Origin of the sequence: Streptomyces sp. NBC_00028 (assembly GCF_045041065.1) — a bacterium.
GTDB lineage: Bacteria > Actinomycetota > Actinomycetes > Streptomycetales > Streptomycetaceae > Streptomyces.
Window position 1 is genome coordinate 6,926,501 of sequence record NZ_CP108293.1, and the last position, 26,968, is coordinate 6,953,468.

Below are 26,968 nucleotides of genomic sequence, written 5' to 3' on the forward strand. Positions count from 1 at the left end.
GCCGCCTCGACACCGGCGCGCCCTACGGCTCCCTCCCGGCCGGTGGCCCGCAGACAGTGGGCCTTGGTGGGCCTGTGCCGTGGGGTGTGGTGGCTTCAGTGGGCCTGTGCCGTGGGGTGTGGTGGCTTCAGTGGGCCTGTGCCGTTGGGTGTGGTGGCTTTAGTGGGCCAGTGCTGCTGTGTGTGCTGCCCTGACGAACCGGTTGTTTTCTGGGGCTGCCCCGCCTGGGAAGGCGAGGCGGCGGCGGGTGTAGCCGTAGGCCAGGCCGCTGCGGGGGTCGGCGAAGCCCTGGGAGCCGGCCGCGCCGCTGTGGCCGAAGGCGCCGGCGCCCAGGAACGGGTGCCAGGTGTCGGCCGTGGCCTGGAAACCCAGGCCGTAGGAGCGGTGGGCGCGGGCGATCAGGTCGTAGCCGATCGAGTGGATCTGGCCCACCTCGGCGATCGTGTCCGGCTTGAGAAGGGGCGGGCGGTCGTTCAGCTCGCTGATGGCCGCCGCGTACATGCCGGCGATGCCGCGCGCCGCCGCCACTCCGCCCGCCGACGCCGGGCCCTTGGCGCGTACGGTGCGGGAGTTGGCGTAGTCCACGAGGTCGCCCGAGTCCGGGACATGTGCGTTGAACGCGATCGAGGTCAGGGAGTGCGGGCCCTGCGGGGAGGCGTCGATCAGGGCCTGCTGCTCGGAGGTGGGGAGCATGGGCTGGATCGGGCGGTAGCGGGGGTCGAGGGACTCCGGCAGGCCCAGGTGGAAGTCGAGGGAGTAGGGGGCGCGGACTCGTTCCTCCCACAGGTCCTGGATCGTGCGGCCCGTGGCGCGGCGGACCACCTCGCCGGTCAGGGCGCCTATGACCAGCGCGTGGTAGCCGAAGGCCGTGCCGGGGCGCCAGAACGGGCGCTGGTCGGCGAGGCGTTCGGCGATCACGCGGTCGTCCGCCATCTCGGCCCGGGTGAAGCCGGCGTCCAGGCCGACCAGGCCCGCACGGTGCGCGAGGAGGTCGCGGAGGGTGAGGCCGCCCTTGCCCTCGGCCGCGAACTCCGGCCAGTAGTAGGTCACCTTGCGGTCGAGTTCGAGGGTGCCGTCCTGGACCAGGAGCGCCACCACGAGGTGCGCGGCGCCCTTCGTCGTGGAGAAGACGGCGTGGAGGGAGTCCGCCTCGTTGCCCTCGCCGGTCCACAGGTCGACGACCCTGCGACCGTGCACATAGGCGCACAACTGGCCCTCGTAGTCGGGGCGTTCATCGGCCACGAACGCGGCGAACTCCTCGCGCACCGCGTCGAAGCCGTCGGCGACGGTGCCGTGGATCTCCTGCGTCATCCGCTCTCCTTGACTGCTGCCATGCTGAACAATGCCCTTGCCACCTGCGGGAATTCTCCCTTCGGATGGTCCCGGAAGAGAGGCTCGGTGCCGAACAGGACCGCGTGCGGACCGCTGATCACCGAGGGCTGCCCGGCCGCGGCGGAGGGTCCGCCGGTGCCGTCCTCCAGGGCGCGCCAGTGCCCGGAGAGCAAGGGGTTGCCGGTCGCGTACGACTGCTCCACGCGGACCTGCGGCCCGAGGTCGGTGAACCAGACGGGGGCGTACACGAAACCGTAACCCGGGGTGCCGGTGGTGATCGTTCCCGCGTTCACCATGCGGACCACCCCGTTCGCGTCCCCGTTGCCCTCGACGGGCTTCGCGGCCAGGAGGCCGGTGGCGGCGCTCAGTTCGGCTCCGCCGATCCCGCGTCCGACCAGGCCATGACCTCCGGAGAGGAACGCGTCGAGGGCCGTGCGGGCGGGTGTGGTCAGGCCGGTGTGGTCCAGCCCCGTCGACACCATCAGCACATCCGTCGCCGACCAGTCGAACCCCGCGTTGAGGACGTCCGTCGAGACCGGCGTGACCTCGAAGTTCATCTCGCGCAGGGCGAACAGCTCGCCCGGGGTGACGGCCGCGGCGACGCGCGTGCCGTGGAGCGGGGTGCTGCCCGTGAGGCGCGTGGCGTCGAAGGTGACGTCGTGGGTGCGGGCGAGGGCCGTTGCCTTCGGGCGGGCCGACGCCGGGACGATCGCTGTGCTGCCGTCCGCTGTGCTTCGTACCGGAACGCCCTGCTGGAGGAGGGAGTTGAGGGCCGCGATCGCCGCCGGGTCGTCCAGGCGCAGGCTCAGGTCGCCGTGCGGGGCGACCCGGCCGACGGCTGTCGCCTCACGTACGGATCGCAGCGGGAGGCCCGTGAGCTTCGCCGACGCCACTGCCGTCACCTCGGCGCCCCACAGCCGGCCCAGGCTCCAGCCCGAGATGTCGTACATCACCGAGACCTTGTCGCTGATGTCCCGGCCGTCCGCCAACAGGACGTTCGCGAGGCCGCGCTTGGGCTGGTGCATGTCGACCACGTACGAGCCCTTCGGGTACGTCCGACCGGTCAGGCGGACGGGCTTGGTGGCGCGGGTGACCTGGACGTCGTTGGCGAGGAGGTGGTCCACCAGGCGGGCGGCGGCGGTCGTGCCCGCGGGGATGACGTAGGCGCGGGGGAAGGTGGTGGTGTAGACGTCCTCCGGGCCGATCCCGGGCACTCCCGGCACCGTCTTCCCGGACACCGGTACCTGCGCCGCCCCGGCCGCCCCGCGCCGGAAGACCTCGATCTGGTCGGCGACGAGTGACGTCCGGTGCGTCTGCACGAAGTCGAGCGTGGCCCGGATCGCGGCGCCCGCGACGGCCGTGTTGATGGCCGAGCGGCGGCGGAGTTCCTCGACGGGGAGGTTGGTGTAGGCCGAGTTGTTCACCTGGAGCGGGATCTCGACCGTGTGCGCGGCGACCGTGCCGTGGAAGGCCGCGTACTGCGGGGTGAAGATCGGCGGCCAGTCGTCCCAGCCCTCCTGCTGGTCCCGGAAGGGGATCTGGGCCGGGTCCACCCCGTCCTTCGCGGGCGTGTAGCCGAGGCCGTTGACGGCGGCCTCCATGCCGAGGGCGTTGGCGTAGGTGTTCTTGAGGAAGAGGTCGTACTCGTAGTTCTCGCCGTGCGGGGGAGTGGTGGGCTCGATGAGGGTGCCGTTGACGTACCCGTGCAGATCGAGCATGACGGCCGGCTGCTTGTCGATCTCGATCCGCCGCATCGCCCGTGTCTCGGGCTGTGAGGCGGTGACGAAGTCCCGGTTCAGATCGAAGCCGTTGGCGTTCGCGCGGGTCCCGGCGATACGGCCGTCGGGGTTGGCGGTGATGTTGAAGTACAGGCGGGAGTGGGAGAGGAGGTCCCGCGTGGGTGCGTCCTTGGCGGTGGCCAGCTGTTCGATGAGGTTGAGGGAGGCGTCGGTGCCCTCCCACTCGTTGCCGTGGATGTTGTTGTTGAAGTAGACGGGGGCCTTGTAACGCGCCTTGATCTCAGCGGATTTGGCGGCCGACGCCGGGGTGTTCTCGATCAGCTCGCGCATCCGTTCCTGGGCGCGGGCCTCGCGGGCGGTCTCCGGGGCGGTCACGGTGACGAGATAGAGGCGGTGCCCGCCGGCCGACGTCCCGGTCACCTCGACACTCACCCGGTCACCGAGGGCCTGGAGCGCGTTCAGCTTCGGGGCGATCGCGTGGTACGGGGTGAGGCCGAGCTTGAGGGACTTGTCGGCGGGGTTCTCGGGGTCGGGGGAGAGGACCTGTTCGCGCGGATAGCCGGTGACCGGGGCGCCGGTGGGGGCTTCGGCGGCGAGGGCCCGCCGGGCGGCGCTCGCCGGGGCCCGGGCGGCGTGCGCGTCGAGTGCGGGCTCGTGCCGGGTGGGGGCGGGCGCGGGGTCCGCCCCGGCCGACCGCGGGGTGAGGAGCAGGGACCCCGCCGTGGCCAGGGCGAGGGTGGCGATCAGTACGGGTCTCGCAGGGGCGGTTCTCGTGGTGCGCACGGGTCGTACCTCCTCCGGGAGCTTCCTGAGATCGGTACGGCGACATGTACCTGTTCGACTCAACCGGAACAAGAGGGAGTTGGTGTCACGGATGCCCCGGATGGCGCATCCGGGCGCCCCCGGACGGGGCATGCTGAGGGCGAACGAGCCGAGGACGAGGAGAGCCACCCATGGCAACCATCCCTTCGCTCCCCAGCAGGGACGACGTACTGCGCATGGCCCGCAGCACGACGGACATCACTGGCCAACTCCTGGACACCGCCGGGAACATCACCAGGATCGCGATCAACACCTTCGACCCGAGGGACGGTTCGGGCCAGGAGGTGCTCCGGGTCCTGCGGCGGACCACGGCCGAACTGGCCGAGGCGAGCGCATCGCCCCAGGCGCAGGAGGCGTTCTATCGCATCGTCGACACCCTGACCCGCCTCGGCACCAGCGGCGCCCCGCTGGCCGCCCACCCCGTCAGCGCACCGGCCCAGGCCCTGCTCACCGCGCTGGGCGACAGCCTGCTGCCGGTGCTGGACGCGGTGGAACCGGCGGTGGAGGAGTTCGCGACGGCGCTCGGAGAGCTGGTGGAGGCCATGTCCCCGCTGCTGCCCGCGACGGCGGGCCTCACCGCCGGCGCCCTGCTCGCCCTCACCCCGCTGATCCGCGCGGCGGCGGACGTCCTGCGCGACTCGTCCCCCGAGCTCCGTCGTATCGCCGACGCGTTGACTGCCGCCCTGGCCCCGCTGATGCCGCTCCAGGTGGCCCTCGCCGAACGCGCGGCAGCGGCGGGAGCCGGCGTGGTCCGAGCCTCCCTCCAGCCCCTCGCCGACCTCACGGAGGCAGCCGCGGCGACGACCAAGGCCGCCGGACCGGTGCTGGTCGCGGGCGAGGAGCTGCTGGTGGCCGGCCTGGAACACCTCCAGCCGGCCCTCCTGGCCGGCGCCTCCCGCGCGGGCCGGGTGGCGCGGGCGGCCGCGGTACGGGTGTCGGCGGCGGTGAGTCCGGCGGCGGAGCCGGGGGTGGTGGTGTCGGTGGCGGCCGTGTGAGCTCAAGGGCGGCGCACGCGACCGCGAACCCTGATCCGGTCGCCCGATAGAGTGCGGCCATGCGCGATCTTGGGGTGGGGTTCAGGTATCTCCTGAAGGGCCAGCGGTGGGTGGCCCGGCACGGCAAGCAGTACGAGTTCGGGCTGATTCCGGGACTTATCACCCTCGTCCTCTACGGGGCGGTCCTGGTGTCGCTCGCGATCTGGGGCGATGACTTCGTCGGGTGGGCGACGCCGTTCGCCGACGACTGGTCGAGCCCCTGGCTGGGTCTCTTCCGCGGTCTCCTCACGGTCGTGCTGTGGGCGCTCGCCCTGCTCCTCGCGGTCCTCACCTTCACCGCGGTCACGCTCCTGATCGGCCAGCCCTTCTACGAGAGCCTGTCGGAGAAGGTCGACCGTGACGTGTCCCCGGACGGCACCGCCCCCGAGTCGAACCTCCCCCTCTGGCGGGAGCTGTGGATCTCGGCGCGCGACAGCCTCCGCATCCTCGCCCGCGCCCTGCTGTGGGGCGTCCTGCTCTTCGCCCTCGGCTTCATCCCGTTCGTCGGGCAGACGGTCGTCCCCGTCCTCGGCTTCTTCGTCACCGGCTTCTTCCTCACCGAGGAACTCGTCGCCGTCGCGATGCAGCGCCGTGGCGTCGAACTCCGCGACCGGCTCGCCCTGTTGCGCTCCCGCAGGACCCTGGTCTGGGGCTTCGGCACGCCTCTGGGCCTGGCCTTCCTGGTCCCGTTCGTCGCGGTGTTCCTGATGCCGGGCGCGGTCGCGGGCGCCACCCTCATGGCCCGCGAGCTGCTGGGCGAGGAGACGCTGGACGATTCCAACGACGCAGAGGAAGTCACCTCTTGACCGAGATACTCGCCGTCGCCGTCATCACCGTCCTGGCCGTCATCGCCCCCGGCGCCGACTTCGCCATGGTCGTCCGCAACAGCTACCTCCACGGCCGCCGCACCGGTGTGCTCGCCGCGACCGGCGTCGCCGCCGGCGTCCTGGTGCACGTCACCTACACGATGCTCGGCGTGGGCCTGCTGATCGCCTCCTCCACCTTCCTGTTCACGATCATCAAGCTGGTCGGCGCGGCCTACCTCGTCTACATCGGCGTCCGCACCTTCCGCGCCCGCGGCGAGGTGGAGGTGGACCTGGAGACCCAGTCGGACCTCACCCCGCTCCAGGCCCTGCGCTCCGGCTTCCTCACCAACGTCCTCAACCCCAAGACGACCCTCTTCGTCGTCTCGACCTTCGCCCAGGTCGTCAGCCCCGGCACCCCGGTCTACCAGCAGGTGGGCTACGGCCTGTTCATGTCCCTGGCCCACCTGCTGTGGTTCGGCGTCGTCGCGGTCTTCTTCTCGCACGACCGGATGCGCACCCTGATGCTGCGCGGCCAGAAGATCCTCAACAAGGTGATCGGTTCGGTCCTGGCCGGCCTCGGCATCAGCCTCGCGTTCGCTCCGTCGCACTGACGGCGACCGTCAGGATCGCCCTCACCTGCGCGATGATGTCGAGCCGGTTCGCCACGAACTCCGGGTCGGTCACCTCGGTGGTGTTCCCGGCCCCGAACTGGAGCACGGGCGTGTGCACATGCCCGCCCGGCAGCCGGTCGCGCAGTCCGAGCCGGTCGCGCAGCAGCGTGGCCCGGTAGGCGATCTCGTTGGAGAGGTAGTTCCCGCCGCCCCCGGCCCGGGCCGTCGACCCCTCCGTCGGCCCGTCGGGCCGCACCACGGCCTCCGTCCCCCCGGCCGGTATCTCGGTCACGCTCGTGTTGTCGTAGACGGGGAACCGGCCGGTGGTCGCGGCCACGATGTCCTTGTACGGCAGGGTCGTCGTCGTCCACTGCGGCTGCGAGGCCGGATCGGCGACCGGCACGGTCTCCGTCCGGCTCACGTTCTCGTTGTCCGGGAACCCGCCCCGCCAGGCCCCGTTGGTCCGCTCGACGTCGAACCGCCCGACCCGCCCCTGGCTGACGGTCGTGAACAGATCGACCTTCTTCAGATACGGCCGCAGCGTCCGCTCCACCGTCCCGTCGGCGAAGTCCTGCCACCGCACCGGGAACACGGCGGTCTCCACCCGCGCGGGCCCGTCCGCCGTCCGGATCACCGTCCCGTCGAGCGCGAGCGCCGTCGCCCCGGACGGGTTGGAGATCCGGATGTCCCGGTCGAGGGTGAACGGATCGAAGCCGGTGACGAGGACGCGCCTGTGGGGGCCCTTGGGGTAGTGGATGTCGGCCTGCCCACGCGAGGTCCACTCCAACTGGTCGAGCAGAGAAGCCCGTTGAGCCTCATCGAGCCCGAACTCCGGCTCCCAGCCCCGCACCTCCCTGGTCATCCCCAACCGCGCCCAGTACAGCGGCCGATCATCGTCCCGACTCAGATCCCCACCCGCGGGCCCCCGCCCCTGCGCCCGGTCGACGGCCCGCTCCCACAGAGCCGATCCTTCGCGTACGACGATCCGGCGGGCCTGCGCATAGCTGTGCGCCGAGCCGAGCGCCCGCGCGAACTCCGGTGCCACGGAGTCGAATCCGGACCGCCGGAGAATCTCCTGCGGCACCGCGCTGCCGAGCCGCTGCTCCTCGACGGTGGCCGGGGCGGCGGCGGTGGCCTGCGGCGCGGCGGTGAGCCCGGCTGCGAACAGGGTGAACCCGAGGGCCATGGTCCGAACACGTAGGGAAGTCACGGGAGTTCAGCCTCCGTCTGGTTGTGACGCCGTGGGGTCAAACGCCCCGAGGGGCGCGGGACTGCATTGATGTGCGGCTCCGCCGCGTGGGCGCGACCAGCCCCCCACCGGCCCGCAGATCATCACTGCCCCCCACCCCCCACAACAATCCGCCCCACCCCCTCCCGCAACGCCGACACGAACGCCTCCACCACCGGCGCCACCACCCGCCCCCGAACCGTCGCCGCATACACCGCCCGCGCCGGCCCCCCGTCATCCACCACCGGCACCAGCGCGACATCCGCCCGCACCGACCCCGCCGCCAGCGCCGGCACCAACGTCACCCCAAGCCCCGCCGCCACATACCCCTGCTTGGCCGTCCACTCGGCGACAACATGCGCGACCCGAGGCCGGAACCCCTCCCTCAGGGCCGCGTCCAGCAGCGTCCCCTCCGGACGCGCGCTCCCCGAGATCCACTCCGCGTCGGCGAACCGCCCGAGCCGCACCGGCCCACCGCCCGCCAGCGGATGGTCGGCGGGGACGGCGACGTACAGGGACTCGTCGAGGAGATGGTGAAGGTCGTACGACTCCAGCGGCGGACGGCCCGTCGTCGAGACCACCGCCAGGTCCAGATGGCCGGCGCTCAGCCGCTCCAGGAGCCCCGGGGTGAGGCCCTCCTCCCGAGAGACCCGCACCTTCGGGTGCCGGACCCGGAACGCGGCCAGCGCCTGTGGCACCAGCGCCGCGTCGGCCGTCGCGAACGCCCCGAACCGCAGCCGCCCGCCCGCGAGTTCACGCAGGGACGCCAACTCACGCCCGGCCCCGCGCAGCGCCTCGGCGACGGTCTCCGCGTACGGCACGAGGACGTGACCGGCCTCGGTGAGCCGGACACCCCGTGGGAGCCGATCGAAGAGCGGGGCGCCGCCCAGCGCCGTCTCCAGCGAGGAGATCTGCCGGGACACCGCGGACTGGGTCCAGCCGAGGCTCCGCGCGGCGACCGTGAACGAGCCCCGCCGCGCGACCTCCAGGAACACCCGCAGCCAGACGGTCGAGAGATCGAGCGTCTCGAATTCATGCGACTTCGGCATGGCGGCCATGCTAGACATTCGCTTGTCGCATCCATCAGCCGCCGCATAGCGTCGTCGCCATGGAGCACATCGCATTCCTGGGCCTCGGACACATGGGCGCCCCCATGGCCCGCCGACTCCTCGCCGCGGGCCACCCGTTGACCGTCTGGAACCGCACCGCGGAGAAGACCGCGCCCCTCGTCGCCGACGGTGCCGTCGCGGCCACGTCGCCCGCCGACGCCGTACGGGACGCCGACGTCGTGATCACGATGCTGGCCGGGCCGGAAGCGCTCGACGCGGTCGCCGAGGCCGTAGCGGACGCCCTGCGTCCCGGCACCTGCTGGATCGACATGTCCACCGTCGGGCCCGACGCCGTACGCCGCCTCGACCGGTTCACCGGGGTCTTGGTCGTCGACGCCCCGGTCATGGGCAGCACCGACAAGGCCGGCGCGGGCACGCTAGGCATCCTCGCGGGCGGCGACACAACCCGCGTCGAGCATGTCCTCGCCCACCTCGGCACCGTCACCCGTACCGGCCCCCTCGGCTCCGGCGCCGCCCTCAAGCTGGTCCTCAACGCGTCCGTCATCAGCGGCATCGCCGTCGTCGCCGAGGCACTGCGGCTCGCCGACGCCCTCGGTCTGGACGGGGAGACCACCCGGACCGCCCTCGCGAACGGCCCGCTCGCCGGAGTCGTCGCCCGCACCTTCGCCGAGGACGTCCACTTCGACACGGCGCTCGCGGTCAAGGACCTCGCCCTGGCCGTGGACGCGGCCGAACTGCCCACCACCGAGGCCGCCTTGCGGCTCTACGGGAAGATCGCCGAGCCCGGCGAGGACATCTCCCGAGCCGCCGCCCGCATCCGCACCACCCTCAGCTGAAGGAACCCCGTGAAGATCACCCTCGGCAACCCGGCCGACGCACCCCAGCCGCTGAGCCCCTACTACTCCCAGGTCGCCCGGGTCGAACAGCCCGACGGCGGCGCCCTGTTGTTCCTCTCCGGCCAGATCGCCGACGGCGACACCCTCGCCGAGCAGAGCCGGGGTGTCTTCGAGACCATCGAGGCGCTGCTGAAGGCGCACGGCGCCACGCTCGCCGACGTCATCAACATCCGGACCTATCTGACGGACATCGGCCGCCTCGACGAATACGGCGCCGTGCGACGGGAGTTCCTCACCGGCACCCCGCCCACCAGCATGACCTTCGAGGTGCCGCGCCTGTTCCGGGAGGAGGCCCAGGTCGAGGTGGAGGTCGTGGCCGCGGTGCCCGCCCCGGAGTGATCCCTTCCGGGTGATACTGCCGCCCATGAAGACGACGAACCTGGGCGTGCTCTTCCTCATCGAACTGGGCGCCCTGGCGGCCGTCGGCTACTGGGGCTTCACCCGCGCCGTGGCGACCCCACTCACCTGGCTGTTCGGCCTCGGCGCCCCGGCCGTACTCATCGTGCTGTGGTCGCGGTTCGGTTCCCAGAAGGCCCCGTACAAGACCCGGGGTGCGGTCCGGGTCGGTTTCGAACTGCTCTGGTTCGGGGCGGGCGTGGCCGCGCTGTCCGCCGCCGGGGCCGTCGGCTGGGCCGTCGCCTTCGCTGTCGTGTGCGCGGTGAGCAAGAGCCTCGCCGTCATCTGGCGCCAGTAGCCGGGAGGTTCAGCCCTGCTCGCCCAGCAGCGTGAGGAAGTCCCGGAAGGCGCCCGGCATGTCGACCGAGTCCGGGTCCAGCAGCCACTGGTACTGAAGTCCGTCCATCACCGCCACCAGCAGTGGTGCCGTGCGCTCGGGCGTCAGTCCGTTCGGCAGCAGGTCGCCGTACTCGGCGCGCAGCACCGCCGCCATGTTCTCCCGCACCTTCGCATAGCGCTCGGTGAAGTAGCCGCGTGCCGGGTGGCCTTCGGTGACGCTCTCGCCGAGCAGCGCCGAGAAGGTCTGGATGATGCCGGGCCGCATCGCGTTGTACTCGACGAGCGAGACGAGCAGATCGACCCGCCACTGGGTGTCCGGCACCGCGTCCCACTGGTCCCGCTCGGTGAGCACGGCGACCAGCAGCGCGTCCTTGGTCGGGAAGTAGTGCAGCAGCCCCTGCTGGGTCAGTCCGACCCGCTCGGCGACGGCGGCGAGGCTGGCCGCCCGGTAGCCGCGCTCGGCGATCACCTCCAGGGCCGCCCGCACGATCTCCGCGCGCCGCTCCTCGCTCCTGACCCTGGCGTTCATGAACTCACCGTACGACATGACCGTATGGCAAATATAACGTAGAGATAACGAAACCTACCGACCTACAGGTAGCGGGTGCACGATGGAGGGACCGCACGGACCAGAACCCAGGAGGACCCCATGGCGGGCACCCACTCCCTCACCCCGGCCGACCAGGCCCGCGAGGCGGCCGTAGAAGCCGCCCTCGGCAAGCTCGACCTGGACGCCAAGGCCCGGCTGCTCTCCGGCCAGGACATGTGGACGCTGCCCGCCCTGCCCGAGATCGGTCTGAAGTCCCTCGTGATGTCCGACGGTCCGATCGGCGTCCGGGGCGTGCGCTGGACCGCCGACGACCCGTCGATCGCGCTGCCGTCCCCGACCGCCCTCGGCGCCACCTGGGACCCCGAACTCGCCCGCCGCGCAGGCGTCCTGCTCGCCCAGGAGGCCCGCCGCAAGGGCGTCCACGTGCTGCTCGCCCCGACCGTCAACCTGCATCGCTCCCCGCTCGGCGGCCGCCACTTCGAGGCCTACAGCGAGGACCCGTACCTGACCGGTCTGATCGGCGCGGGATACGTGACCGGCGTCCAGTCCGGCGGCGTCGGCACCACCGTCAAGCACTTCGTCGCCAACGACGCCGAGACCGACCGCTTCACCGTCGACACCTCGTCTCCGAGCGCGCCCTGCGCGAGCTGTATCTGCGACCCTTCGAGCTCATCGTCGAGAACGCCCACCCCTGGGGCATCATGACCGCCTACAACCAGGTCAACGGCGTCACCATGACCGAGCACCACCACCTGGTCAACGGGATCGCGCGCGGCGAGTGGGGCTTCGACGGCTACAACGTCTCCGACTGGATGGCCGCCCGCTCCACCAAGGGCGCCATCGAGGGCGGCCTCGACGTCGCCATGCCCGGCCCGCAGACCGTCTACGGCCCCGCGCTCGCCCAGGCCGTGCGGGACGGCGAGGTCGAGGAGGTCCAGGTCGACGCGGCCGTCCGCAACGTCCTGCGGCTCGCCGCCCGCGTCGGCATCCTGGCGGACGCCGAACCCGTCGTCACCGAACTCCCCGACCCCGTCGACGGCGAGGCCCTGGCCCGCGAGATCGCCCGCCGCGCCTTCGTGCTGGTCCGCAACCAAGGCGCCCTTCCGCTGCGGTCAGGGAGCGTCGCCCTCCTCGGCGCCGCCGCCCGCGACGCCCGCGTCCTCGGCGGCGGCTCCGCCACCGTCTTCCCGGCCCGCATCGTCTCCCCGCTCGACGGCCTCAGCGCGGCCCTGCCCGACCTGACGTACGCCGTCGGCGCCGACCCGAACACCGAACTCGCCGTCGCCGACAAGGGCTTCACCCTGCGCGCCGTCTGCCGGGACGCCGACGGCAACGTCCTCGGCACCGGCTCCGCGCCGGGCGGCCAGATCCAGTGGATGGGCGACGACCTGCCCGAGGGCGTCACCCACGACACCCTCCACACCATCGAACTGACCGGCACCTTCACCCCGCGCGACACCGGCACCCACACCTTCGGCATCAAGGGCGTCGGCGCCTTCACCCTCACCGTCGACGGCACCACCTCCTTCGACGACCTCCAGCTCCCCGCCGACACCAGCGACCCCTTCGAGGCATTCTTCGGCTCCCCGGTGCCCCGCGGCGAGGCCGAACTGACCGCAGGCGAACCGGTCGAGGTCTCCCTCACCCATGTCTTCCAGCTCCCCGAGGACTTCCCCTTCAAGGTCATCGCGTTCGCCCTCGCCCACCAGGAGCCGCAGCGCGACCCCGACGAGCTGATCGCCGAGGCCGTCGAGGCCGCCCGGAACGCCGACACGGCCGTCGTCGTGGTCGCCACCACCGACCGTGTCGAGTCCGAGGGCTTCGACCGCAAGGACATGCGCCTGCCCGGCCGCCAGGACGACCTGGTCCGCGCCGTCGCCGCCGCCAACCCGAACACGGTCGTGGTCGTCAACGCGGGCTCCCCGGTGGAGCTCCCGTGGCGCGACGAGGTCGCCGCCGTACTGCTGAGCTGGTTCCCCGGCCAGGAGGGCGGCGCGGCCCTGGCGGACGTCCTCACCGGGGCCCACGAGCCCGGCGGCCGGCTCCCCACCACCTGGGGCTCCCTGGACGCCGCCCCGGTCACCCAGGTCACCCCGCAGGACGGCCGGCTCCGCTACACCGAGGACGTCTTCATCGGCTACCGCGCCTGGACGAAGGAGGGCCGCACCCCCTCGTACCCCTTCGGCCACGGCCTCGGCTACACCGACTGGGCCTACGAATCCGTCGAGGTCACCGGTACGACCGTCAAGGTCCGCGTCCGCAACACCGGCGAGCGCGCCGGCCGTGAGGTCGTCCAGGTCTACCTCGCGCCCACCGAGACGGGCGACCGCCCGGAGCGCGTCCTCGCCGGCTTCGCCGGGGTCGAGGCGGCCCCCGGCGAGACCGTCGAGGCCACGGTGGAGATCCCCCGCCGGGCCTTCGAGACCTGGAACGAGGAGGAGGGGGCGTGGTCGTTTGTGAAGGGTTCGTACGAGATCCGGATCGGGCGGTCGATCACGGACCGCCGACTCACCGAGACGATTAACGTCTGATCCGGGACAAGTCTCCCCATGAGCAGCCCCGGCCCGGGACCTGACACCCGGGCCGGGGCAAATACCTTCCCAGGACCTCTGCTCTCCCGGAACCTCAGCGCGTGCCGAACGCGTACACCGTCTCCGAGCGGAACACCTCGCCCGGCCGCAGGACCGTGGTCGGGAACGCGGGCTGGTTGGGGGAGTCGGGGAAGTGCTGGGTCTCCAGCGCGACACCGTCGCAGGGTGCGAAGGGCTCGGGCAGATGGTCGGCGGTGTAGAGCTGGAGCCCCGGCTCGGTGGTCGAGACCGTCAGGACGCGGCCGGAGGAGGGATCGTGCAGCTCGGCGACCTCGACGGGGGTGTCCGTCAGCCCCTTGTCGAGCACGAAGTTGTGGTCGTAGCCCGACCCGGTCTTGCGCCCCTCCCGGAAGTCGAACCGCCCGCCCGTCACGTCCTCCAGCACCCCCGTCGGGATCAGGTCCGCGTCCACCGGCGTGTACCGGGAGGCGGCCAGCCGCAGCTCATGACCGCCCGCGTTCCCGGACCCGGCCAGGTTGAAGTAGCTGTGGTTGGTGAGGTTGACGACGGTCGGCGCGTCCGTCGTGGCCTCGTAGGAGATCCGCAGCGCCCCGTCGGCGTCCAGCGCATAGGTCGCGGACACCTCCAGCCGCCCGGGGAACCCCTCCTCGCCGTGCGGACTGACCCGCGACAGCCGCAGCCCGTGCTCGCCGACCGGCGCGACGTCCCACACCCGCTTGTCGAAGCCGCGCTCCCCGCCGTGCAGGGAGTTGGGCGCGGGGTTGAGCGCGAGGGCGTACGTCACTCCGTCCAGCGGGAAACGCCCCCGGGCGATCCGGTTCGCGAACCGGCCGATCAGGGCGCCGAAGTAGGGCCCGGTGTGCGTGAGATAGCCGTCCAGGTCCGCGAACCCCAGCACCACGTCCGCCGTACGCCCGTCCCGGTCGGGCACCTCCACCGACTGCACGATCCCGCCGTACGACAACACCCGCACCCGCACACCGGAGCGCTCCAGGGTCCACCGGTGAACCGGGGTGCCGTCGGGAAGTGTGCCGAAGAGTTCGTTCATGTGCGGAACTTTAGGTCACCCGGCTGTGGCGGTGACCTTCCGGTAGGCCATCTCGGCCAGCCGGGCCTGCCCGTTCACACTCGGGTGGAACCAGTCCCAGTGGCTCAACTGGTCGGTGCCGAACCGGTACGCGTAGACCGCGCCGCCGTCGAAGCGGCACCGCTCGTCCTTCGCGCACACCTCCGCCAGCACCTCGTTGTACGCCTCCACCCGGTCCTGCACGGAGTCCCGCCGCTCGGTCGCCGCCGCGGCCAGATCGTCGGGGTCGCCCAGCATCGACGGGCAGATGCCCAGCTTCCATACCTGCTTGCCCAGCTCATTGGTCCGCCCCTGCGACCACAGCCTCTTCAGGTCCGGCACGCTCGCCACATACACCTGCGCCTTCGGCGCCGCGGCCCGCAGCGTGTCCATCGCCTCCTCGAACTGCGCCCGGAAGTCGGCCACCGACGTCATCGCCGCGGCGGTGTCCCGGCACGCGTCGTTGGCCCCCGCCATCACCGTCACCAACTCCGGCTTCCGCGTCGCCGCCTGTGCCATCTGCCCGGCGAGATCGGCCATCCGCGCCCCGGTCACCGCGTAGTTCCAACTCGCCGAGGCCGCCTTGGCCCGCCCCAGCAGCCGTACGGCGAGACTGTCGACCTCGGCACTGCTGCCGGTCGCCCAGGACGCCTCCGTGCAGTCCTTGAGCACCGCACACGCGTCGAAACCCCGGGTGATGGAGTCGCCGACCGCGGCGAGGGACGCCGGGCTGCGGTCCCACAGGGACGTCGGCGACGGGGACGGCTTCGCTCTGTGCGCCGCGGCGCCGGACGGCTCCGACGCGTTGCCACCGACGGCGTCGCACCCCGCGGCGCCCAGGACGGTCGCCGTCACGACGGCGAGTACGGCACGCGAACGACGGCTTCGCATCCCCTGGTGACCTCCTCGGTCGACATGCGCTCTCCCGCGAACTTCGTCCCCCTCCATGACAACGCACGGGAGTTCCCGACCCGCGCCCGCGCAACGCCGCGGCCCCCTTCTAGCGTCCTGCCGGGTGAATGGCGGGCGTTTCACGGCATCGGGACCGACGGTACGTCACACTCCTTGCGCCGCCGCACGGTAGCCTCGCCATCAACGTGGCTGCCGCCACCGCCACTCATCTCGTCCGCACAATGGTCCCGCTCTGCCCGGAGGTCCCGGTGACGACACGTGGAGTTCTGTACGTGCACTCCGCTCCGCGCGCGCTGTGCCCGCACGTCGAGTGGGCCGTCGCCGGAGTGCTCGGCACGCGCGTCAACCTCGACTGGATCCGGCAGCCCGCGGCCCCCGGCACCTGGCGCTCGGAGTTCTCCTGGCAGGGCCAGGTCGGCACCGCCTCCAAGCTCGCGTCGGCCCTCAGAGGCTGGCACCTGCTCCGCTTCGAGGTGACCGCCGAGCCCTGCCCCACCGCGGAGGGCGAGCGCTACAGCTGCACCCCCGACCTCGGCATCTTCCACGCCGTCACCGGCATCCACGGCGACATCCTCATCCCCGAGGACCGTCTGCGCGCCGCCCTGAGCCGCTCCCAGCAGGGCGAGACGGACCTGGAGGCCGAGATCGCCAAACTCCTCGGCAAGCCCTGGGACGACGAGCTGGAGCCGTTCAGGTACGCGGGCGAGGGAGCACCGGTGCGCTGGCTGCACCAGGTGGTCTAGGAATCGCGGACATGCTGAAGGGCCCCCATCGACCGGTGGGGGCCCTTCAGTTACGTACGAACGTTTCTCACACCGTCCGGAACGCCAGCACCACGTTGTGCCCGCCGAAGCCGAACGAGTCGTTCAGCGCGGCGATACGGCCCTCCACGGGCAGCTTGCGCGCCTCACCGCGGACGACGTCGGCGTTGGCCTCCGCCTCCGGGTCGAGGTTCTCGACGTTGATGGTCGGCGGGGCGAGACGGTGGTACAGGGCGAGGATCGCCGCGACGGACTCGACACCACCGGCGCCACCCAGCAGATGGCCCGTCATGGACTTCGTGGCGGACACCGCGAAGTGGTCGGTGTCGTCGCCGAACACCTTGCGCAGCGCCTTCAGTTCGGCCACGTCACCGGCCGGCGTCGAGGTCGCGTGCGCGTTGACGTGCACGATCTCCGCCGGGTTCAGGTCGGTGTTGTCGAGCAGGTTCTGCAGGGCGTGGGCGATGCCCCGCCCCTCCGGCTCGGGCTGCACGATGTCGTGGCCGTCGGCGGAGATGCCCTGGCCCACGGCCTCGGCGTACACGCGGGCACCGCGCTTGGCGGCGTGCTCCGCGGACTCCAGGACGATGACGCCGGCGCCCTCGCCGAGGACGAAGCCGTCGCGCGCGGTGTCGTAGGGACGCGAGGCGCCCTGCGGGTCGTCGTTGTTCTTGGACATCGCCATCATGTTGCCGAACGCGGCGATGGGCAGCGGGTGGATCGCTGCCTCCGTGCCACCCGCGACGACGACGTCGGCGCGGCCGGTGCGGATCATCTCGATGGCGTAGCCGATGGCCTCGGCGCCCGACGCGCAGGCGGACACCGGGGTGTGCACACCGGCACGCGCGCCCACGAGGAGACCCACGTTGGCGGACGGGCCGTTCGGCATGAGCATGGGGACGGTGTGCGGGGAGACGCGGCGGACGCCCTTCTCCTTCAGCACGTCGTACTGGTCGAGCAGCGTCGTGACGCCACCGATGCCGGAGGCGATGACCGCGCCGAGACGGTCGGGGTCGACGCTGCGGTCCTCACCGGCCTTGGCCTCGAACCCGGCGTCCGCCCACGCCTCCTTGGCCGCGACCAGCGCGAACTGCGCCGAGCGGTCCAGGCGGCGGGCCTGCGGCCGGGGGATGACCTCGGTCGGCTCCACGGCGACGGGCGCCGCGATACGAACGGCCTGGTCGGCCGCCCACTCCTGCTCCAGGGGCTTCACACCGGACTTGCCGGCGATCAGACCCTCCCAGGTAGAGGCTGCGTCGCCACCCAGCGGTGTGGTTGCGCCGATACCGGTGACGACCACGGTGCGATTGGTCGGGCTCACGGGAAATCTTTCTCCAAGTATCACGAGGATTCAGCGGCGCCACCGCCGGGTGGCGGGGCCTGCGCAGCCGGGCCTAAGCGGTGGCTCAGGCCTGGTGCTTGAGGATGTAGTCGGTCGCGTCGCCGACCGTCTTGAGGTTCTTGACGTCCTCGTCCGGGATCTTGACGTCGAAGCGCTCTTCGGCGGCGACGACGACCTCGACCATGGACAGCGAGTCGACGTCCAGGTCGTCGGTGAAGGACTTGTCCAGCTGGACGTCCTCGACCGGGATGCCGGCGATCTCGTTCACGATGTCGGCGAGACCGGCGACGATCTCTTCCTGAGTGGCGGCCATGTGAGGCGCTCCTTCTTCTTGATCCAGAGGGTGTGGCAGGTGGTGCTTCCCGCACCGGACCAGGTGATCCGGCACGGAGTGCCTAGGGGAGGGTAACGACAGTGGCGGCGTAGACGAGACCCGCCCCGAAGCCGATGACGAGCGCGGTGTCGCCGCTCTTCGCCTCGCCGGTCGCCAGGAGCCGCTCCATCGCGAGCGGGATCGAGGCGGCCGAGGTGTTGCCGGTGGTGCGCACGTCGCGGGCGACCGTGACATGCTCCGGCAGCTTGAGAGTCTTCACCATCGAGTCGATGATCCGCTCGTTGGCCTGGTGCGGAATGAAGACGTCCAGGTCGTCCGGGCTGATTCCGGCCGCGTCCAGCGCCTGCTGGGCGACCTTCGCCATCTCGAACACGGCCCAGCGGAACACCGCCTGGCCCTCCTGCGTGATCGCAGGGAACTTGGCGACCGAGCCCTCGCGGTAGTCGGTCCACGGCACGGTCTGCTTGATCGTCTCGGACTTGTCGCCCTCGGAGCCCCAGACGGTCGGGCCGATGGCCGGCTCCTTCGCGGGACCCACCACGACCGCGCCCGCCCCGTCACCGAACAGGAAGGCCGTCGCGCGGTCCTCCAGGTCGGTCAGGTCGGACAGCCGCTCCACGCCGATGACCAGGACGTACTCCGCCGAACCCTCGACGATCATGCCCTTGGCGAGGGTGAGGCCGTAGCCGAAACCGGCGCAGCCCGCGGAGATGTCGAACGCGGCGGCCTTCCGCGTGCCCAGCTTGTCGGCGATCTCCGTCGCCACGGCCGGGGTCTGCTTGAAGTGCGACACGGTCGAGACGATCACGCCGCCGATCTGCTCGGCGGAGATCCCGGCGTCGGCGATGGCCTTGCCGGACGCCTCGATCGACATGGCGGCGACGGTCTCCTCGTCGTTCGCCCAGTGCCGGGTCTCGATGCCGGAGCGCGAACGGATCCACTCGTCGGACGAGTCGATCGTCTCGAGGATCACCTCGTTGGGCACGACCCGGGTCGGACGGTAGCCGCCCACGCCCATGATCCGCGCGTACGGGGCGCCCTTGCTGGGCTTGATCTTCGACATTGCTCGTTGGCTCCTTTTCAGGCGCTCTGCTCGGCGATGAGCTCGCGAGCGGCGTCGAGGTCGTCGGGGGTCTTGAGGGCCAGCGTCTTGACGCCGGGCAGCGCGCGCTTGGCGAGGCCGACCAGCGTGCCGCCGGGGGAGACCTCGATGATCGCGGTCGCGCCGAGCTCCTTGAAGGTCTCCATGCACAGGTCCCAGCGGACCGGGTTGGCGACCTGGCCGACCAGCCGTGCCAGCACCTCGGTGCCGGTGGCGACGGTCCGCCCGTCCTTGTTGGAGACGTAAGGGAGCGTCGGGTCGGCGGGCGTGACGGCCTCGGCGGCCTTCGCCAGTGCGTCGACCGCGGGCGCCATGTGGTGCGTGTGGAAGGCGCCGGCCACCTTCAGGGCGATGACCTTGCGGACGCCCTCGGGCTTGTCCTCGTTCAGCGCGGCGAGCTGCTCCAGCGTGCCGGCGGCCACGATCTGGCCCGCGCCGTTCACGTTCGCCGGGGTCAGGCCGAGCTTCTCCAGGTGCGCGACGGAGGTCTCCGGGTCGCCGCCGAGCAGCGCCGACATACCGGTCTCGGTGACCGCGGCGGCCTCGGCCATGGCGAGCCCACGCTTGCGTACGAGGGTCAGCGCGGCGGTGTCGTCGAGGACACCGGCGAGGGCGGCGGCGGTGAACTCACCGACGGAGTGGCCCGCGACCGCGCCCGGGGCGACGGCACCGAGTGCCGAGGCGGACAGGATCCCGGCCGCGACCAGGAGCGGCTGGGCGACAGCCGTGTCCCGGATGGCGTCCGCGTCGGCCTGTGTGCCGTAGTGGGCGAGGTCCAGGCCGATGGCGTCCGACCACGCGGCGACGCGGTCGGCGGCACCGGGGAGTTCGAGCCAGGGAGTCAGGAAGCCGGGCGTCTGGGCGCCCTGGCCGGGAGCGACGAGTACGAGCACTCTCACACTCTCTCTTGTGGACGGCCATAGCCGCCCGTGGGGACAGGGACGAAGAACACGAGGGGGTTTTGTGGACCCCCGACAAAAGGCTAGAGCGGGAGATCCCCGTCGGCCAGACGCCCCAGGATCAGCGCGATCCGCAGCGTGAACGCGGAACGTACGTCCGAAGGCGACCAGCCGGTGACGTCAGTCACACGTCGAAGCCGGTAGCGCACGGTGTTGGGATGGACGAAGAGCATTCGGGCCGCGCCTTCGAGACTGCTCGCCTGTTCGAGATAGACGGAGAGCGTCTCCAGAAGCGCCGATCCGGCCTCCTCCAGCGGTCTGTAGATCTCCTCCACCAGTTGCTCGCGGGCGCTGGGGTCACCGGCCATCGCGCGCTCCGGGAGGAGATCGTCCGCGAGGACCGGGCGCGGGGCGTCCTGCCAGGCGGAACAGGCCTTCAACCCGGCCGCGGCGGCCTGCGCGGACCGGGTCGCGGCCAGCAGGTCGGGCACGACGGGCCCGGCGACCACCGGCCCCGCCGCATAGGGCCCGATCAGCGACTTGGCGACGGCGATCGGATTGTCGCTGCCGCCCGCGATGACGACGAGCCGGTCCCCGAGGACACCGGTGAGCACCTGGAGCTTGGCATGCCGGGCGGCCCGCCGGATCGCCTCGACGGTCAGCTCGGAGTCCCCGTCGGGAGCGGTGCCGAGGACGACACACACATGTTCGGGAGCGTTCCAGCCGAGCGCTGCGGCGCGGCTGACCGCCCCCTCGTCGGCCTCGCCGCTGAGCACGGCGTTGACGACCAGCGACTCCAGACGCGCGTCCCAGGCACCCCGTGCCTCCGCGGCCTGCGCGTACACCTGGGCCGTGGCGAAGGCGATCTCCCGGGCGTAGACGAGGAGGGCCTCCCGCAGAATGCCCTCGTCGCCGGGAGCGGCCACCTCGTCGATGGCGGACTCCATGACCTCGATGGTGGTGCGCACCATCTCGACGGTCTGCCGCAGGGTGATCGCCCGGGTCAGCTCGCGCGGAGCGGTCCCGAAGACATCGGTGGAGATGGCCTGCGGGGCGTCGGGATACCGGAACCACTCGGTGAAGGCCGCGATACCGGCCTGGGCGACGAGACCGATCCAGGAACGGTTCTCCGGGGGCATGGCCCGGTACCACGGCAGCGTCTCGTCCATCCGCGCGATGGCCTGCGCGGCGAGCGACCCGGACGACCTCTCCAGCCTCTTCAGGGTCGCGGAGTGCGAGTGGGCGGCGGCTGCGGCGGCTGCGGTGTTGCCGGTTTCGGGTTCGGGCACGGGACAAGACTGCCTTATCCGGACGGGAGCATGCGCTGGCGGGGTCCGGGACGGGGTCTACGGTGGGGTCCGTGATGGACGTGCGACGCGCCGACGAGCGCTACCCAGGGGGCGACCGGGCGGCCGGAATCGACTCCCGTCACGCCTTCTCCTTCGGCTCCCACTACGACCCCGACAACCTCCGCTTCGGCGCGGTGATCGCCTGCAACGAGGAGCGTCTCGCCCCCGGAGCCGGCTTCGACGAGCACCCGCACAGCCACACCGAGATCGTGACCTGGGTGATGGAGGGCGAGCTGACGCACCGCGACAGCGCGGGCCATGAGACGAAGGTCCGCCCCGGCGACGTCCAACGCCTGAGCTCCGCGGGCGGCGTCCGGCACGTCGAGCGCAACGACGGCGTGGAGCCGCTGGCCTTCCTCCAGATGTGGCTGGCCCCCCGCGACCCCGGCGGCGACCCCTCGTACGAGATCGTCCGCGGCATCGCCGACTCCACCCCGTACGCCGTCCCGGAGGCGGCCGCGATGCTCCACGTACGGCGGCTGGGGCCGGGGGAGCGCACGGCGGTGCCCGACGCCCCGTACGTCTACGTCCATGTCGTGCGCGGTGAAGTACGGCTGGACAGCGAGGAGTTGGGCCCCGGCGACGCGGCCCGGATCACCGACGCCGAGGGGTTGGACGCGGTGGCGGTGACGCGGGCCGAACTGCTGCTGTGGGAGATGGCCTAGCGGCCACTGATCTCGGCGAGCACCGCGTCCGTGAAGGGCGGCCACGCCTCGACCGCCCACGGCCCGAACGCCCGGTCCGTCAGGGCCACACAGGCGGCCCCCGCGGCCGGGTCGATCCAGAGGAACGTACCGGACTGCCCGAAGTGCCCGAAGGTGCGCGGCGAGGACGAAGAGCCCGTCCAGTGCGGGGACTTGGAGTCGCGGATCTCGAAGCCGAGGCCCCAGTCGTTGGGGTTCTGGTGGCCGTAGCCCGGCAGGACACCCTTGGTGCCCGGGTACTGGACGGTCATGGCGTCGGCGACCGTGCGCGGGTCGAGCAGCCGGGGCGCCTGCACCTCGGCCGCGAACCGGAGGAGATCCTCGACGGTCGACACCCCGTCCTTCGCCGGAGAGCCCTCCAGGCTCGTCCCCGTCATCCCCAGCGGCTCCAGCACTGCCTGGCGCAGATACTCGGCGAAGGGGATGTCCGTCGCCTTGGCGATGTGGTCGCCGAGCTGCTCGAACCCGGCGTTGGAGTACAGCCGCCGCTCCCCGGGCGGCGCCATCACCTTGTGCTCGTCGAAGGCCAGCCCGGAGGTGTGGGCGAGCAGATGCCGGACCGTCGACCCGGCGGGTCCCGCCGCCTCGTCGAGCTCGATCGCCCCCTCCTCGTACGCGACGAGCGCCGCGTACGCCGCGAGCGGCTTGGTGACCGAGGCCAGGGGGAAGCGCCGGCCGGCCGGCCCCTGCACACCGAGCACCGTACCGTCGGCCCGCACCACCCCCGCCGCAGCGGTGGGAACCGGCCAGTTCTCGATCAGCGCGAGGCTCTTCAACGACATGCCGCCGAGCCTAAGCTCTCAGAGCTTCAGCTCCAGCAAGGGGTCGGGCTTCGGCAGGAACCCGAGAGCGTCGTACAGCGCCCTGGCCTCGGCGGACGCGGTGAGCTGGACGCGCCGGACCCCGCGCTCGCGGAACCACTCCAGCAGCGCGGTCATGCCCGCACGCGCGTATCCGCGCCGCCTGGCCTCCGGGTCGGTGGCGACGCTGAAGACGAAACCGGTGACGCCCAGCGGGTTGCCCGCCTTGCCGATCCGGTACTCCACCGTCCCGCACACCAGCGCGGTCAACGCGCCCGCCCGCTCCGGGTGATCGACCACGAACGCGGCGAAGTCCCCGTCCGCCTCCGCGAGCCGTCCCTTCAGCACCGGGAGCGACTCGGTGTGCCACGCTGTGGACGGATCGGCGTCCGCCATCGAGTCGATCATCACCTGGCGAAGGCGCAGCACTTCCCCGGCGTCCTCGGGCACGGCACGTCGTACGAGAGTCATGACCCGCACGCTAGTGACCGTGCCCGGCCGGCGTCCTGCGAATTCTTACCTGTTCCGCTTGCTTGGAGTGCACTCCAAGGTTTTAGCGTTGGGGTCATGACGGTGATGGAGACCACCCCGGGTACCAGGACCGACAGCTGTGCCGCCCCGCCGCACCCACACCGGCGGCCCGAGGGCCAGGACAGCTACACGATCAGCGAGGTCGTCGCCTTTACCGGCCTGTCCGCGCACACCCTGCGCTGGTACGAGCGCATCGGCCTGATGCCGCACATCGACCGCTCGCACACCGGCCAGCGCCGGTACAGCAACCGCGACCTGGACTGGCTCGACCTCGTCGGCAAGCTCAGGCTCACCGGCATGCCGGTCGCCGCGATGGTGCGGTACGCGGAACTGGTGCGCGAGGGCGACCACACTTTCACCGAACGGTTCGAGCTCCTGGAGACGACCCGGCAGGACGTCCTGTCCCGGATCGCGGAACTCCAGGACACCCTCGCCGTTCTCGACCGGAAGATCAGCTTCTATGCCGACGCCGGTCACGCCTACGAAACGGAGAAAGCGGGATGACCGACAGCACGATCCCCACCGCACGACTGGGTGCCGACGGCCCCGAGGTGGGAGTGCAGGGCCTCGGCTGCATGGGCATGAGCTTCGCCTACGGCCCCGCGGACGCGGGCGAGTCGCGGGCCACCCTGGAACGCGCCCTGGAACTGGGCGTCACGCTCTACGACACCGCGGACGCGTACGGCGCCGGGGAGAACGAGAGGTTCCTCTCCCCGTTCTTCAAGGCCCACCGCGACGAGGTCGTGATCGCCACCAAGTTCGCCCTGGCCGTCCCGCCGGACGACCCGACCCGGCGCATCATCCGCAACGACCCGCCCTACATCCGCCAGGCCGTCGAGGCCAGCCTCAAGCGCCTCGACGTCGACGTCATCGACCTCTACTACATGCACCGGCGCGATGTGAACGTCCCCATCGAGGAGACCGTCGGCGTCATGGCCGAGCTGGTCCGCGAGGGCAAGGTCAAGCACCTGGGCCTCAGCGAGGTCACCGGCACCGAACTGCGGGCGGCGCAGGGCGTCCACCCCATCGCCGCCGTCCAGTCGGAGTGGTCCCTGTTCAGCCGCGACATCGAGTCCGGCGTGGTCCCGACCGCCCGCGACCTCGGCGTCACCCTGGTCCCCTACTCCCCGCTCGGCCGCGGCTTCCTCACCGGCTCCTTCGCCAACGCCGACAAGGACCTCACCGCAGGCGACTTCCGCCGCCAACAGCCCCGCTTCACAGGCGAGAACGCGGCGGCGAACGTAGCCCTCCTCGACCCGATCCGCACGGTTGCCGAAGCACACGGGGCGTCCTTGGGCCAGGTCGCGCTGGCCTGGGTCCAGCAGCAGGCACGGGTGCATGGCCTGCCGGTGATCCCGATCCCGGGCACGAGGAAGGCAAGCAGGGTGGAGGAGAACGTAGGGGCGGTGACCGTTGAACTGACGGCGGAGGAACTGACGCTGCTGGAGCCGATCGCCCAGAAGGTCGCAGGCGACCGCTACGCAGACATGACGTTCACTTCGGCAGGACGTGAGTAAAGAGGCTTTTGTCTTTCAGGGGCGCGGGGAACTGCGCGATCAACCCCCACCGGCCCGCAGCGCCCCACAACCTCACAACTCAGCCAACAACTCCGCCTTCTTCATAGAGAACTCCTCATCAGTGACCAGCCCAGCCTGATGCAGCTCTCCCAGATGGCGAATCCGTTCAGCGATGTCGGCGGGATCGCGCCTCGGCGCGGCCGCCGGCACCGCCGCCACAGCCCCGCGTTCCCGTACCGCCGCCAACACCGCCGCAGCGAACGGCAACGACTCGTGCACCGGCCCGTACCCCAGCCCGAACACCACCGTCGCCGGATCCTGGTCAGCCTGCGCAGGCGACGCCACGTCCCCGCGCAGCAACCGCAGATGCCCCTCGAACACCTCCGGTGAGCGCCACTCCACCCCGCTCAGCTCGGAAACGGCGAAACTCTGGTCGCCCGCCTTCCACTTCGCCGACGACGCCCCCGTCCAGAACCACCGGAAGAACACGGTCTTCCCGTCGAAGGACGCCTTCCCGTCGTACGCCTTGAAGGACAACGGCACCTCGGGAGCCGGCACCAGAAAACGATCCGCGGGTCCGTCGTCCGCCGGCAGCGACGACCGCAGCTCGTCGGCGTAGTACTCGGCGAGTACGGCACGCTCGGCCGGCAGCACCAGCCGGTACGGGTCGCAGCCTTCCTTCAGCTGCCCGGCCGCCGCCTCCATCAGGGGGTCGGCGCCGGGGCGGGGCTCGGCGCGCAGGACGACCGTGCCGCGTTTGCCGGGAGTCAGGGTCACCCCGGACAGGGCCCGCAGCGGAATCCGGCGCTCACCCAGGGACTGGAAGAGCTTGGGTGTTCGAATACCTCGTTCGTAGCGGATGCGCACAGAGTCGGACTCGAACTCCCAGGCGGCATGAAATCCGGCCAGTACGTCACCCATGCGGCTCATCGTATGCGGCACGAGCTCCTCCGTCGCCTCCCTGCGCAGACCGCAATTCCTGCGCCTCTACGCGCGTCCGTCCGTCGTGGTGCCGGACAAACCCGCCCGGCACGCCTTGTCCGCGTCGGCACAGTGGACCGACCGGTATGCGCCGACCCCGATGTCGGCGAAGTTCAGCAGGCTCTCGGTACCCGGCTCGAAATAGCCGCTGTGCCCCTTCGCGTCCGCCGCCGACAGCACCCGGGCCCCGAACGCGGAGGACACCGGGTCGGCGCCGTGCCCGAGCCCGCCGAGTTCCAGGTACGGCACGTCCTGGATCCAGTCGTCCGCGTCCCGCATCGCCCACACCTGCGCCGAGGTGTGCAGATGGGAGGCCTTCTCGACCCGCATCCCGGGACTGCCGGCCACCGCTATGTCAGCGACCCGGCCGGGCAGTTCACGTGCGGCGACCCCGCAGACCACCGAGCCGTAGCTGTGGCAGAACAGGGAGACGGGCGCGCTGCCGGGCAGCGCCCGCACCAGCGCGTTCAGCCGGATCGCGCCCTCCGCCGCGCGGACGCCGGTGGCCGAGTCGAGACCGAGTCCGCCGGGCGCGGTGTAGTCGGCCCAGGCGATCACGGCCGTACGGGTCGAGGGGCTCGCCGCCTTCTCGGCCGCGTACAGGGACTTGGCCATGCCGACCGGGGCCGAGTACTTGCGGTAGGTGCGCTGGAAGGTGAGCAGGTCGGTGTCGACGCCGGGGACGACGACCGAGATCCGCTCCGCCTTGCTGAGGCTGCCGAAGACCTCGGCGACCCGGCCAGAGCCCTCCGGGTCGAAGGCGAGGATGTGCCGCTTGCCGCTCATCAACGCCTCGTAGCGGTGCATACGACGGCCCGCTTCCTGCTGCCCGTCGGGCGAGAGGCGGGGGTCGTGCATGCGTTTGCGCTCGGTCTTGCGGGCCTTGTCCAGCGCGATCCGGTTGGCGCGGTAGCGCAGCTCGACGGGGGCGCCGTTCATGTTGCCGACCGCGAGTGAGTAGCGGCGGGCGAGCGTCGCGCGCTGGGGAGCGGTGAGCGAGGTGAAGAACGCGGCGAGCCGGACGGGGGAGGCGTCCGCGTCGGGGAGGTCGTGTCCCGCTATCCGGCCGTGCTCCCAGGCGCTGAGCGAGGCCTGGAGCGGGGTGGTGGCCCGGTGGCCCTTGAGCGCGGTCCAGCCGGTGGTCGCCAGCATGACGAACACCACGGCCAGCGCGAGCAGTGCGCGCCAGACGTTGAGTTGGGGAGAGGTGTCGAAGGAAGTCACTGAAAGGACACACTAGGAGAACAAGAGGGTCTCGCGTTAACCGAGTGACGGGGATCACGTTTCGGCCGGGG

Annotated in this window: 26 protein-coding genes and 1 pseudogene; 11 read left to right on the forward strand and 16 right to left on the reverse strand. The window is 71.4% G+C overall.

The features are described 5' to 3' along the window. Positions 1–159: 159 nt before the first annotated feature. Positions 160–1,311: a serine hydrolase domain-containing protein gene (locus OG885_RS31110; RefSeq protein ID WP_405737592.1), complete on the reverse strand. Its 1,152-nt coding sequence runs from the start codon at positions 1,309–1,311 to the stop codon at positions 160–162. Further along, positions 1,308–3,854 carry a M14 family zinc carboxypeptidase gene (locus OG885_RS31115; RefSeq protein WP_405737593.1) on the reverse strand — a complete coding sequence of 849 codons (2,547 nt, stop codon included), beginning with the start codon at positions 3,852–3,854 and terminating at the stop codon, positions 1,308–1,310. The genes OG885_RS31110 and OG885_RS31115 overlap by 4 nt, the downstream gene beginning before the upstream one ends. Before the next feature lie 170 nt (positions 3,855–4,024). Here OG885_RS31115 and OG885_RS31120 point away from each other — a divergent pair, with 170 nt between their 5' ends. From OG885_RS31120 to OG885_RS31130, 3 genes are read left to right on the forward strand one after another with little or no spacing between them, the layout of a single operon-like run. After that, positions 4,025–4,888, forward strand: a complete 864-nt coding sequence (locus tag OG885_RS31120; protein WP_405737594.1) for a hypothetical protein — start codon at positions 4,025–4,027, stop codon at positions 4,886–4,888. Positions 4,889–4,947: 59 nt separating this feature from the next. Further along, positions 4,948–5,733: an EI24 domain-containing protein gene (locus tag OG885_RS31125; RefSeq protein ID WP_405737595.1), complete on the forward strand. Its 786-nt coding sequence runs from the start codon at positions 4,948–4,950 to the stop codon at positions 5,731–5,733. Then, positions 5,730–6,344 (forward strand): LysE family translocator, encoded by a 615-nt coding sequence (locus OG885_RS31130; RefSeq protein ID WP_399955710.1) that lies wholly within the window; start codon positions 5,730–5,732, stop codon positions 6,342–6,344. The genes OG885_RS31125 and OG885_RS31130 overlap by 4 nt, the downstream gene beginning before the upstream one ends. Here the strand turns inward: OG885_RS31130 and OG885_RS31135 are convergent. Together OG885_RS31135 and OG885_RS31140 are read right to left on the reverse strand one after the other, a co-directional pair. Next, a complete protein-coding gene (locus OG885_RS31135; protein WP_405737596.1) occupies positions 6,316–7,554 on the reverse strand; it encodes a pyroglutamyl peptidase in 1,239 nt (412 codons plus the stop codon). The genes OG885_RS31130 and OG885_RS31135 overlap by 29 nt on opposite strands. A 122-nt stretch (positions 7,555–7,676) precedes the next feature. After that, entirely contained in the window at positions 7,677–8,630 is a 954-nt protein-coding gene (locus OG885_RS31140; protein ID WP_405742949.1) for a LysR family transcriptional regulator, read from the reverse strand. Between the two features lie 50 nt (positions 8,631–8,680). Here OG885_RS31140 and OG885_RS31145 point away from each other — a divergent pair, with 50 nt between their 5' ends. The 3 genes from OG885_RS31145 to OG885_RS31155 are packed head-to-tail and all read left to right on the forward strand — an operon-like array spanning position 8,681 to position 10,232. Continuing rightward, entirely contained in the window at positions 8,681–9,478 is a 798-nt protein-coding gene (locus tag OG885_RS31145; protein WP_405737597.1) for an NAD(P)-dependent oxidoreductase, read from the forward strand. A gap of 9 nt (positions 9,479–9,487) precedes the next feature. Beyond that, on the forward strand, positions 9,488–9,877 hold the full coding sequence (locus OG885_RS31150; RefSeq protein WP_405737598.1) for a RidA family protein: 390 nt from the start codon (positions 9,488–9,490) through the stop codon (positions 9,875–9,877). 25 nt (positions 9,878–9,902) lie between these two features. Beyond that, positions 9,903–10,232, forward strand: a complete 330-nt coding sequence (locus OG885_RS31155; protein ID WP_405737599.1) for a YrdB family protein — start codon at positions 9,903–9,905, stop codon at positions 10,230–10,232. Between the two features lie 9 nt (positions 10,233–10,241). Here OG885_RS31155 and OG885_RS31160 read toward each other — a convergent pair whose 3' ends face one another. Then, on the reverse strand, positions 10,242–10,820 hold the full coding sequence (locus OG885_RS31160; RefSeq protein ID WP_405737600.1) for a TetR/AcrR family transcriptional regulator: 579 nt from the start codon (positions 10,818–10,820) through the stop codon (positions 10,242–10,244). Between the two features lie 102 nt (positions 10,821–10,922). On the opposite strand from OG885_RS31160, the pseudogene OG885_RS31165 reads away from it, so the two are divergent. Further along, a pseudogene (locus tag OG885_RS31165) lies at positions 10,923–13,354 on the forward strand (glycoside hydrolase family 3 protein). 94 nt (positions 13,355–13,448) lie between these two features. Here the strand turns inward: OG885_RS31165 and OG885_RS31170 are convergent. After that, a complete protein-coding gene (locus OG885_RS31170; protein ID WP_405737601.1) occupies positions 13,449–14,423 on the reverse strand; it encodes an aldose epimerase family protein in 975 nt (324 codons plus the stop codon). 15 nt (positions 14,424–14,438) lie between these two features. Continuing rightward, positions 14,439–15,332 (reverse strand): SGNH/GDSL hydrolase family protein, encoded by an 894-nt coding sequence (locus tag OG885_RS31175; RefSeq protein ID WP_405737602.1) that lies wholly within the window; start codon positions 15,330–15,332, stop codon positions 14,439–14,441. Between the two features lie 269 nt (positions 15,333–15,601). On the opposite strand from OG885_RS31175, the gene OG885_RS31180 reads away from it, so the two are divergent. Then, positions 15,602–16,096, forward strand: coding sequence for a DUF3145 domain-containing protein (locus OG885_RS31180; RefSeq protein ID WP_405737603.1), 495 nt, complete (start codon positions 15,602–15,604; stop codon positions 16,094–16,096). Between the two features lie 67 nt (positions 16,097–16,163). On the opposite strand, the gene fabF is transcribed toward OG885_RS31180, so the two are convergent. The 5 genes from fabF to fasR form a co-directional block, all read right to left on the reverse strand. Then, positions 16,164–17,435: a beta-ketoacyl-ACP synthase II gene (fabF, locus tag OG885_RS31185; protein ID WP_399955683.1), complete on the reverse strand. Its 1,272-nt coding sequence runs from the start codon at positions 17,433–17,435 to the stop codon at positions 16,164–16,166. 85 nt (positions 17,436–17,520) lie between these two features. Next, complete coding sequence (locus OG885_RS31190; RefSeq protein ID WP_015660680.1) at positions 17,521–17,769, reverse strand: acyl carrier protein; 249 nt, start codon at positions 17,767–17,769, stop codon at positions 17,521–17,523. Between the two features lie 82 nt (positions 17,770–17,851). Then, a complete protein-coding gene (locus OG885_RS31195; RefSeq protein WP_399955680.1) occupies positions 17,852–18,853 on the reverse strand; it encodes a ketoacyl-ACP synthase III in 1,002 nt (333 codons plus the stop codon). Positions 18,854–18,870: 17 nt separating this feature from the next. Continuing rightward, positions 18,871–19,785, reverse strand: coding sequence for an ACP S-malonyltransferase (locus OG885_RS31200; RefSeq protein WP_399955677.1), 915 nt, complete (start codon positions 19,783–19,785; stop codon positions 18,871–18,873). 89 nt (positions 19,786–19,874) lie between these two features. Beyond that, positions 19,875–21,080, reverse strand: a complete 1,206-nt coding sequence (fasR, locus tag OG885_RS31205) for a fatty acid biosynthesis transcriptional regulator FasR (RefSeq protein ID WP_399955674.1) — start codon at positions 21,078–21,080, stop codon at positions 19,875–19,877. Between the two features lie 74 nt (positions 21,081–21,154). On the opposite strand from fasR, the gene OG885_RS31210 reads away from it, so the two are divergent. Beyond that, positions 21,155–21,805 carry a pirin family protein gene (locus OG885_RS31210; RefSeq protein ID WP_405742951.1) on the forward strand — a complete coding sequence of 217 codons (651 nt, stop codon included), beginning with the start codon at positions 21,155–21,157 and terminating at the stop codon, positions 21,803–21,805. On the opposite strand, the gene OG885_RS31215 is transcribed toward OG885_RS31210, so the two are convergent. Further along, positions 21,802–22,626 carry a serine hydrolase domain-containing protein gene (locus OG885_RS31215; protein WP_405737604.1) on the reverse strand — a complete coding sequence of 275 codons (825 nt, stop codon included), beginning with the start codon at positions 22,624–22,626 and terminating at the stop codon, positions 21,802–21,804. The two genes, OG885_RS31210 and OG885_RS31215, sit on opposite strands and share 4 nt — an antisense overlap. Before the next feature lie 18 nt (positions 22,627–22,644). Further along, the gene (locus tag OG885_RS31220; protein ID WP_405737605.1) at positions 22,645–23,115 is read right to left on the reverse strand and encodes a GNAT family N-acetyltransferase; all 471 of its coding nucleotides are present in this window, start codon (positions 23,113–23,115) and stop codon (positions 22,645–22,647) included. A 96-nt stretch (positions 23,116–23,211) separates the two neighbouring features. Here OG885_RS31220 and OG885_RS31225 point away from each other — a divergent pair, with 96 nt between their 5' ends. Next, positions 23,212–23,679, forward strand: coding sequence for a MerR family transcriptional regulator (locus OG885_RS31225; protein ID WP_329339660.1), 468 nt, complete (start codon positions 23,212–23,214; stop codon positions 23,677–23,679). Continuing rightward, positions 23,676–24,692 carry an aldo/keto reductase gene (locus OG885_RS31230; protein WP_405737606.1) on the forward strand — a complete coding sequence of 339 codons (1,017 nt, stop codon included), beginning with the start codon at positions 23,676–23,678 and terminating at the stop codon, positions 24,690–24,692. The genes OG885_RS31225 and OG885_RS31230 overlap by 4 nt, the downstream gene beginning before the upstream one ends. A gap of 72 nt (positions 24,693–24,764) precedes the next feature. Here OG885_RS31230 and OG885_RS31235 read toward each other — a convergent pair whose 3' ends face one another. Next, complete coding sequence (locus OG885_RS31235; protein ID WP_405742952.1) at positions 24,765–25,622, reverse strand: DUF4429 domain-containing protein; 858 nt, start codon at positions 25,620–25,622, stop codon at positions 24,765–24,767. A gap of 57 nt (positions 25,623–25,679) precedes the next feature. Further along, positions 25,680–26,897, reverse strand: coding sequence for an alpha/beta hydrolase (locus OG885_RS31240; RefSeq protein ID WP_405737607.1), 1,218 nt, complete (start codon positions 26,895–26,897; stop codon positions 25,680–25,682). Between the last annotated feature and the right edge of the window lie 71 nt (positions 26,898–26,968).

Bases quoted from the DNA above. Each gene is read 5' to 3' on its own strand.
- OG885_RS31110 (WP_405737592.1), bottom strand. From the start codon at position 1,311: ATGACGCAGGAGATCCACGGCACCGTCGCCGACGGCTTCGACGCGGTG.
- OG885_RS31120 (WP_405737594.1), top strand. From the start codon at position 4,025: ATGGCAACCATCCCTTCGCTCCCCAGCAGGGACGACGTACTGCGCATG.
- OG885_RS31125 (WP_405737595.1), top strand. From the start codon at position 4,948: ATGCGCGATCTTGGGGTGGGGTTCAGGTATCTCCTGAAGGGCCAGCGG.
- OG885_RS31140 (WP_405742949.1), bottom strand. From the start codon at position 8,630: ATGGCCGCCATGCCGAAGTCGCATGAATTCGAGACGCTCGATCTCTCG.
- OG885_RS31145 (WP_405737597.1), top strand. From the start codon at position 8,681: ATGGAGCACATCGCATTCCTGGGCCTCGGACACATGGGCGCCCCCATG.
- OG885_RS31155 (WP_405737599.1), top strand. From the start codon at position 9,903: ATGAAGACGACGAACCTGGGCGTGCTCTTCCTCATCGAACTGGGCGCC.
- OG885_RS31160 (WP_405737600.1), bottom strand. From the start codon at position 10,820: ATGTCGTACGGTGAGTTCATGAACGCCAGGGTCAGGAGCGAGGAGCGG.
- OG885_RS31170 (WP_405737601.1), bottom strand. From the start codon at position 14,423: ATGAACGAACTCTTCGGCACACTTCCCGACGGCACCCCGGTTCACCGG.
- OG885_RS31175 (WP_405737602.1), bottom strand. From the start codon at position 15,332: ATGCGAAGCCGTCGTTCGCGTGCCGTACTCGCCGTCGTGACGGCGACC.
- OG885_RS31190 (WP_015660680.1), bottom strand. From the start codon at position 17,769: ATGGCCGCCACTCAGGAAGAGATCGTCGCCGGTCTCGCCGACATCGTG.
- OG885_RS31195 (WP_399955680.1), bottom strand. From the start codon at position 18,853: ATGTCGAAGATCAAGCCCAGCAAGGGCGCCCCGTACGCGCGGATCATG.
- OG885_RS31210 (WP_405742951.1), top strand. From the start codon at position 21,155: ATGGACGTGCGACGCGCCGACGAGCGCTACCCAGGGGGCGACCGGGCG.
- OG885_RS31215 (WP_405737604.1), bottom strand. From the start codon at position 22,626: ATGTCGTTGAAGAGCCTCGCGCTGATCGAGAACTGGCCGGTTCCCACC.
- OG885_RS31220 (WP_405737605.1), bottom strand. From the start codon at position 23,115: ATGACTCTCGTACGACGTGCCGTGCCCGAGGACGCCGGGGAAGTGCTG.
- OG885_RS31225 (WP_329339660.1), top strand. From the start codon at position 23,212: ATGACGGTGATGGAGACCACCCCGGGTACCAGGACCGACAGCTGTGCC.
- OG885_RS31230 (WP_405737606.1), top strand. From the start codon at position 23,676: ATGACCGACAGCACGATCCCCACCGCACGACTGGGTGCCGACGGCCCC.
- OG885_RS31235 (WP_405742952.1), bottom strand. From the start codon at position 25,622: ATGAGCCGCATGGGTGACGTACTGGCCGGATTTCATGCCGCCTGGGAG.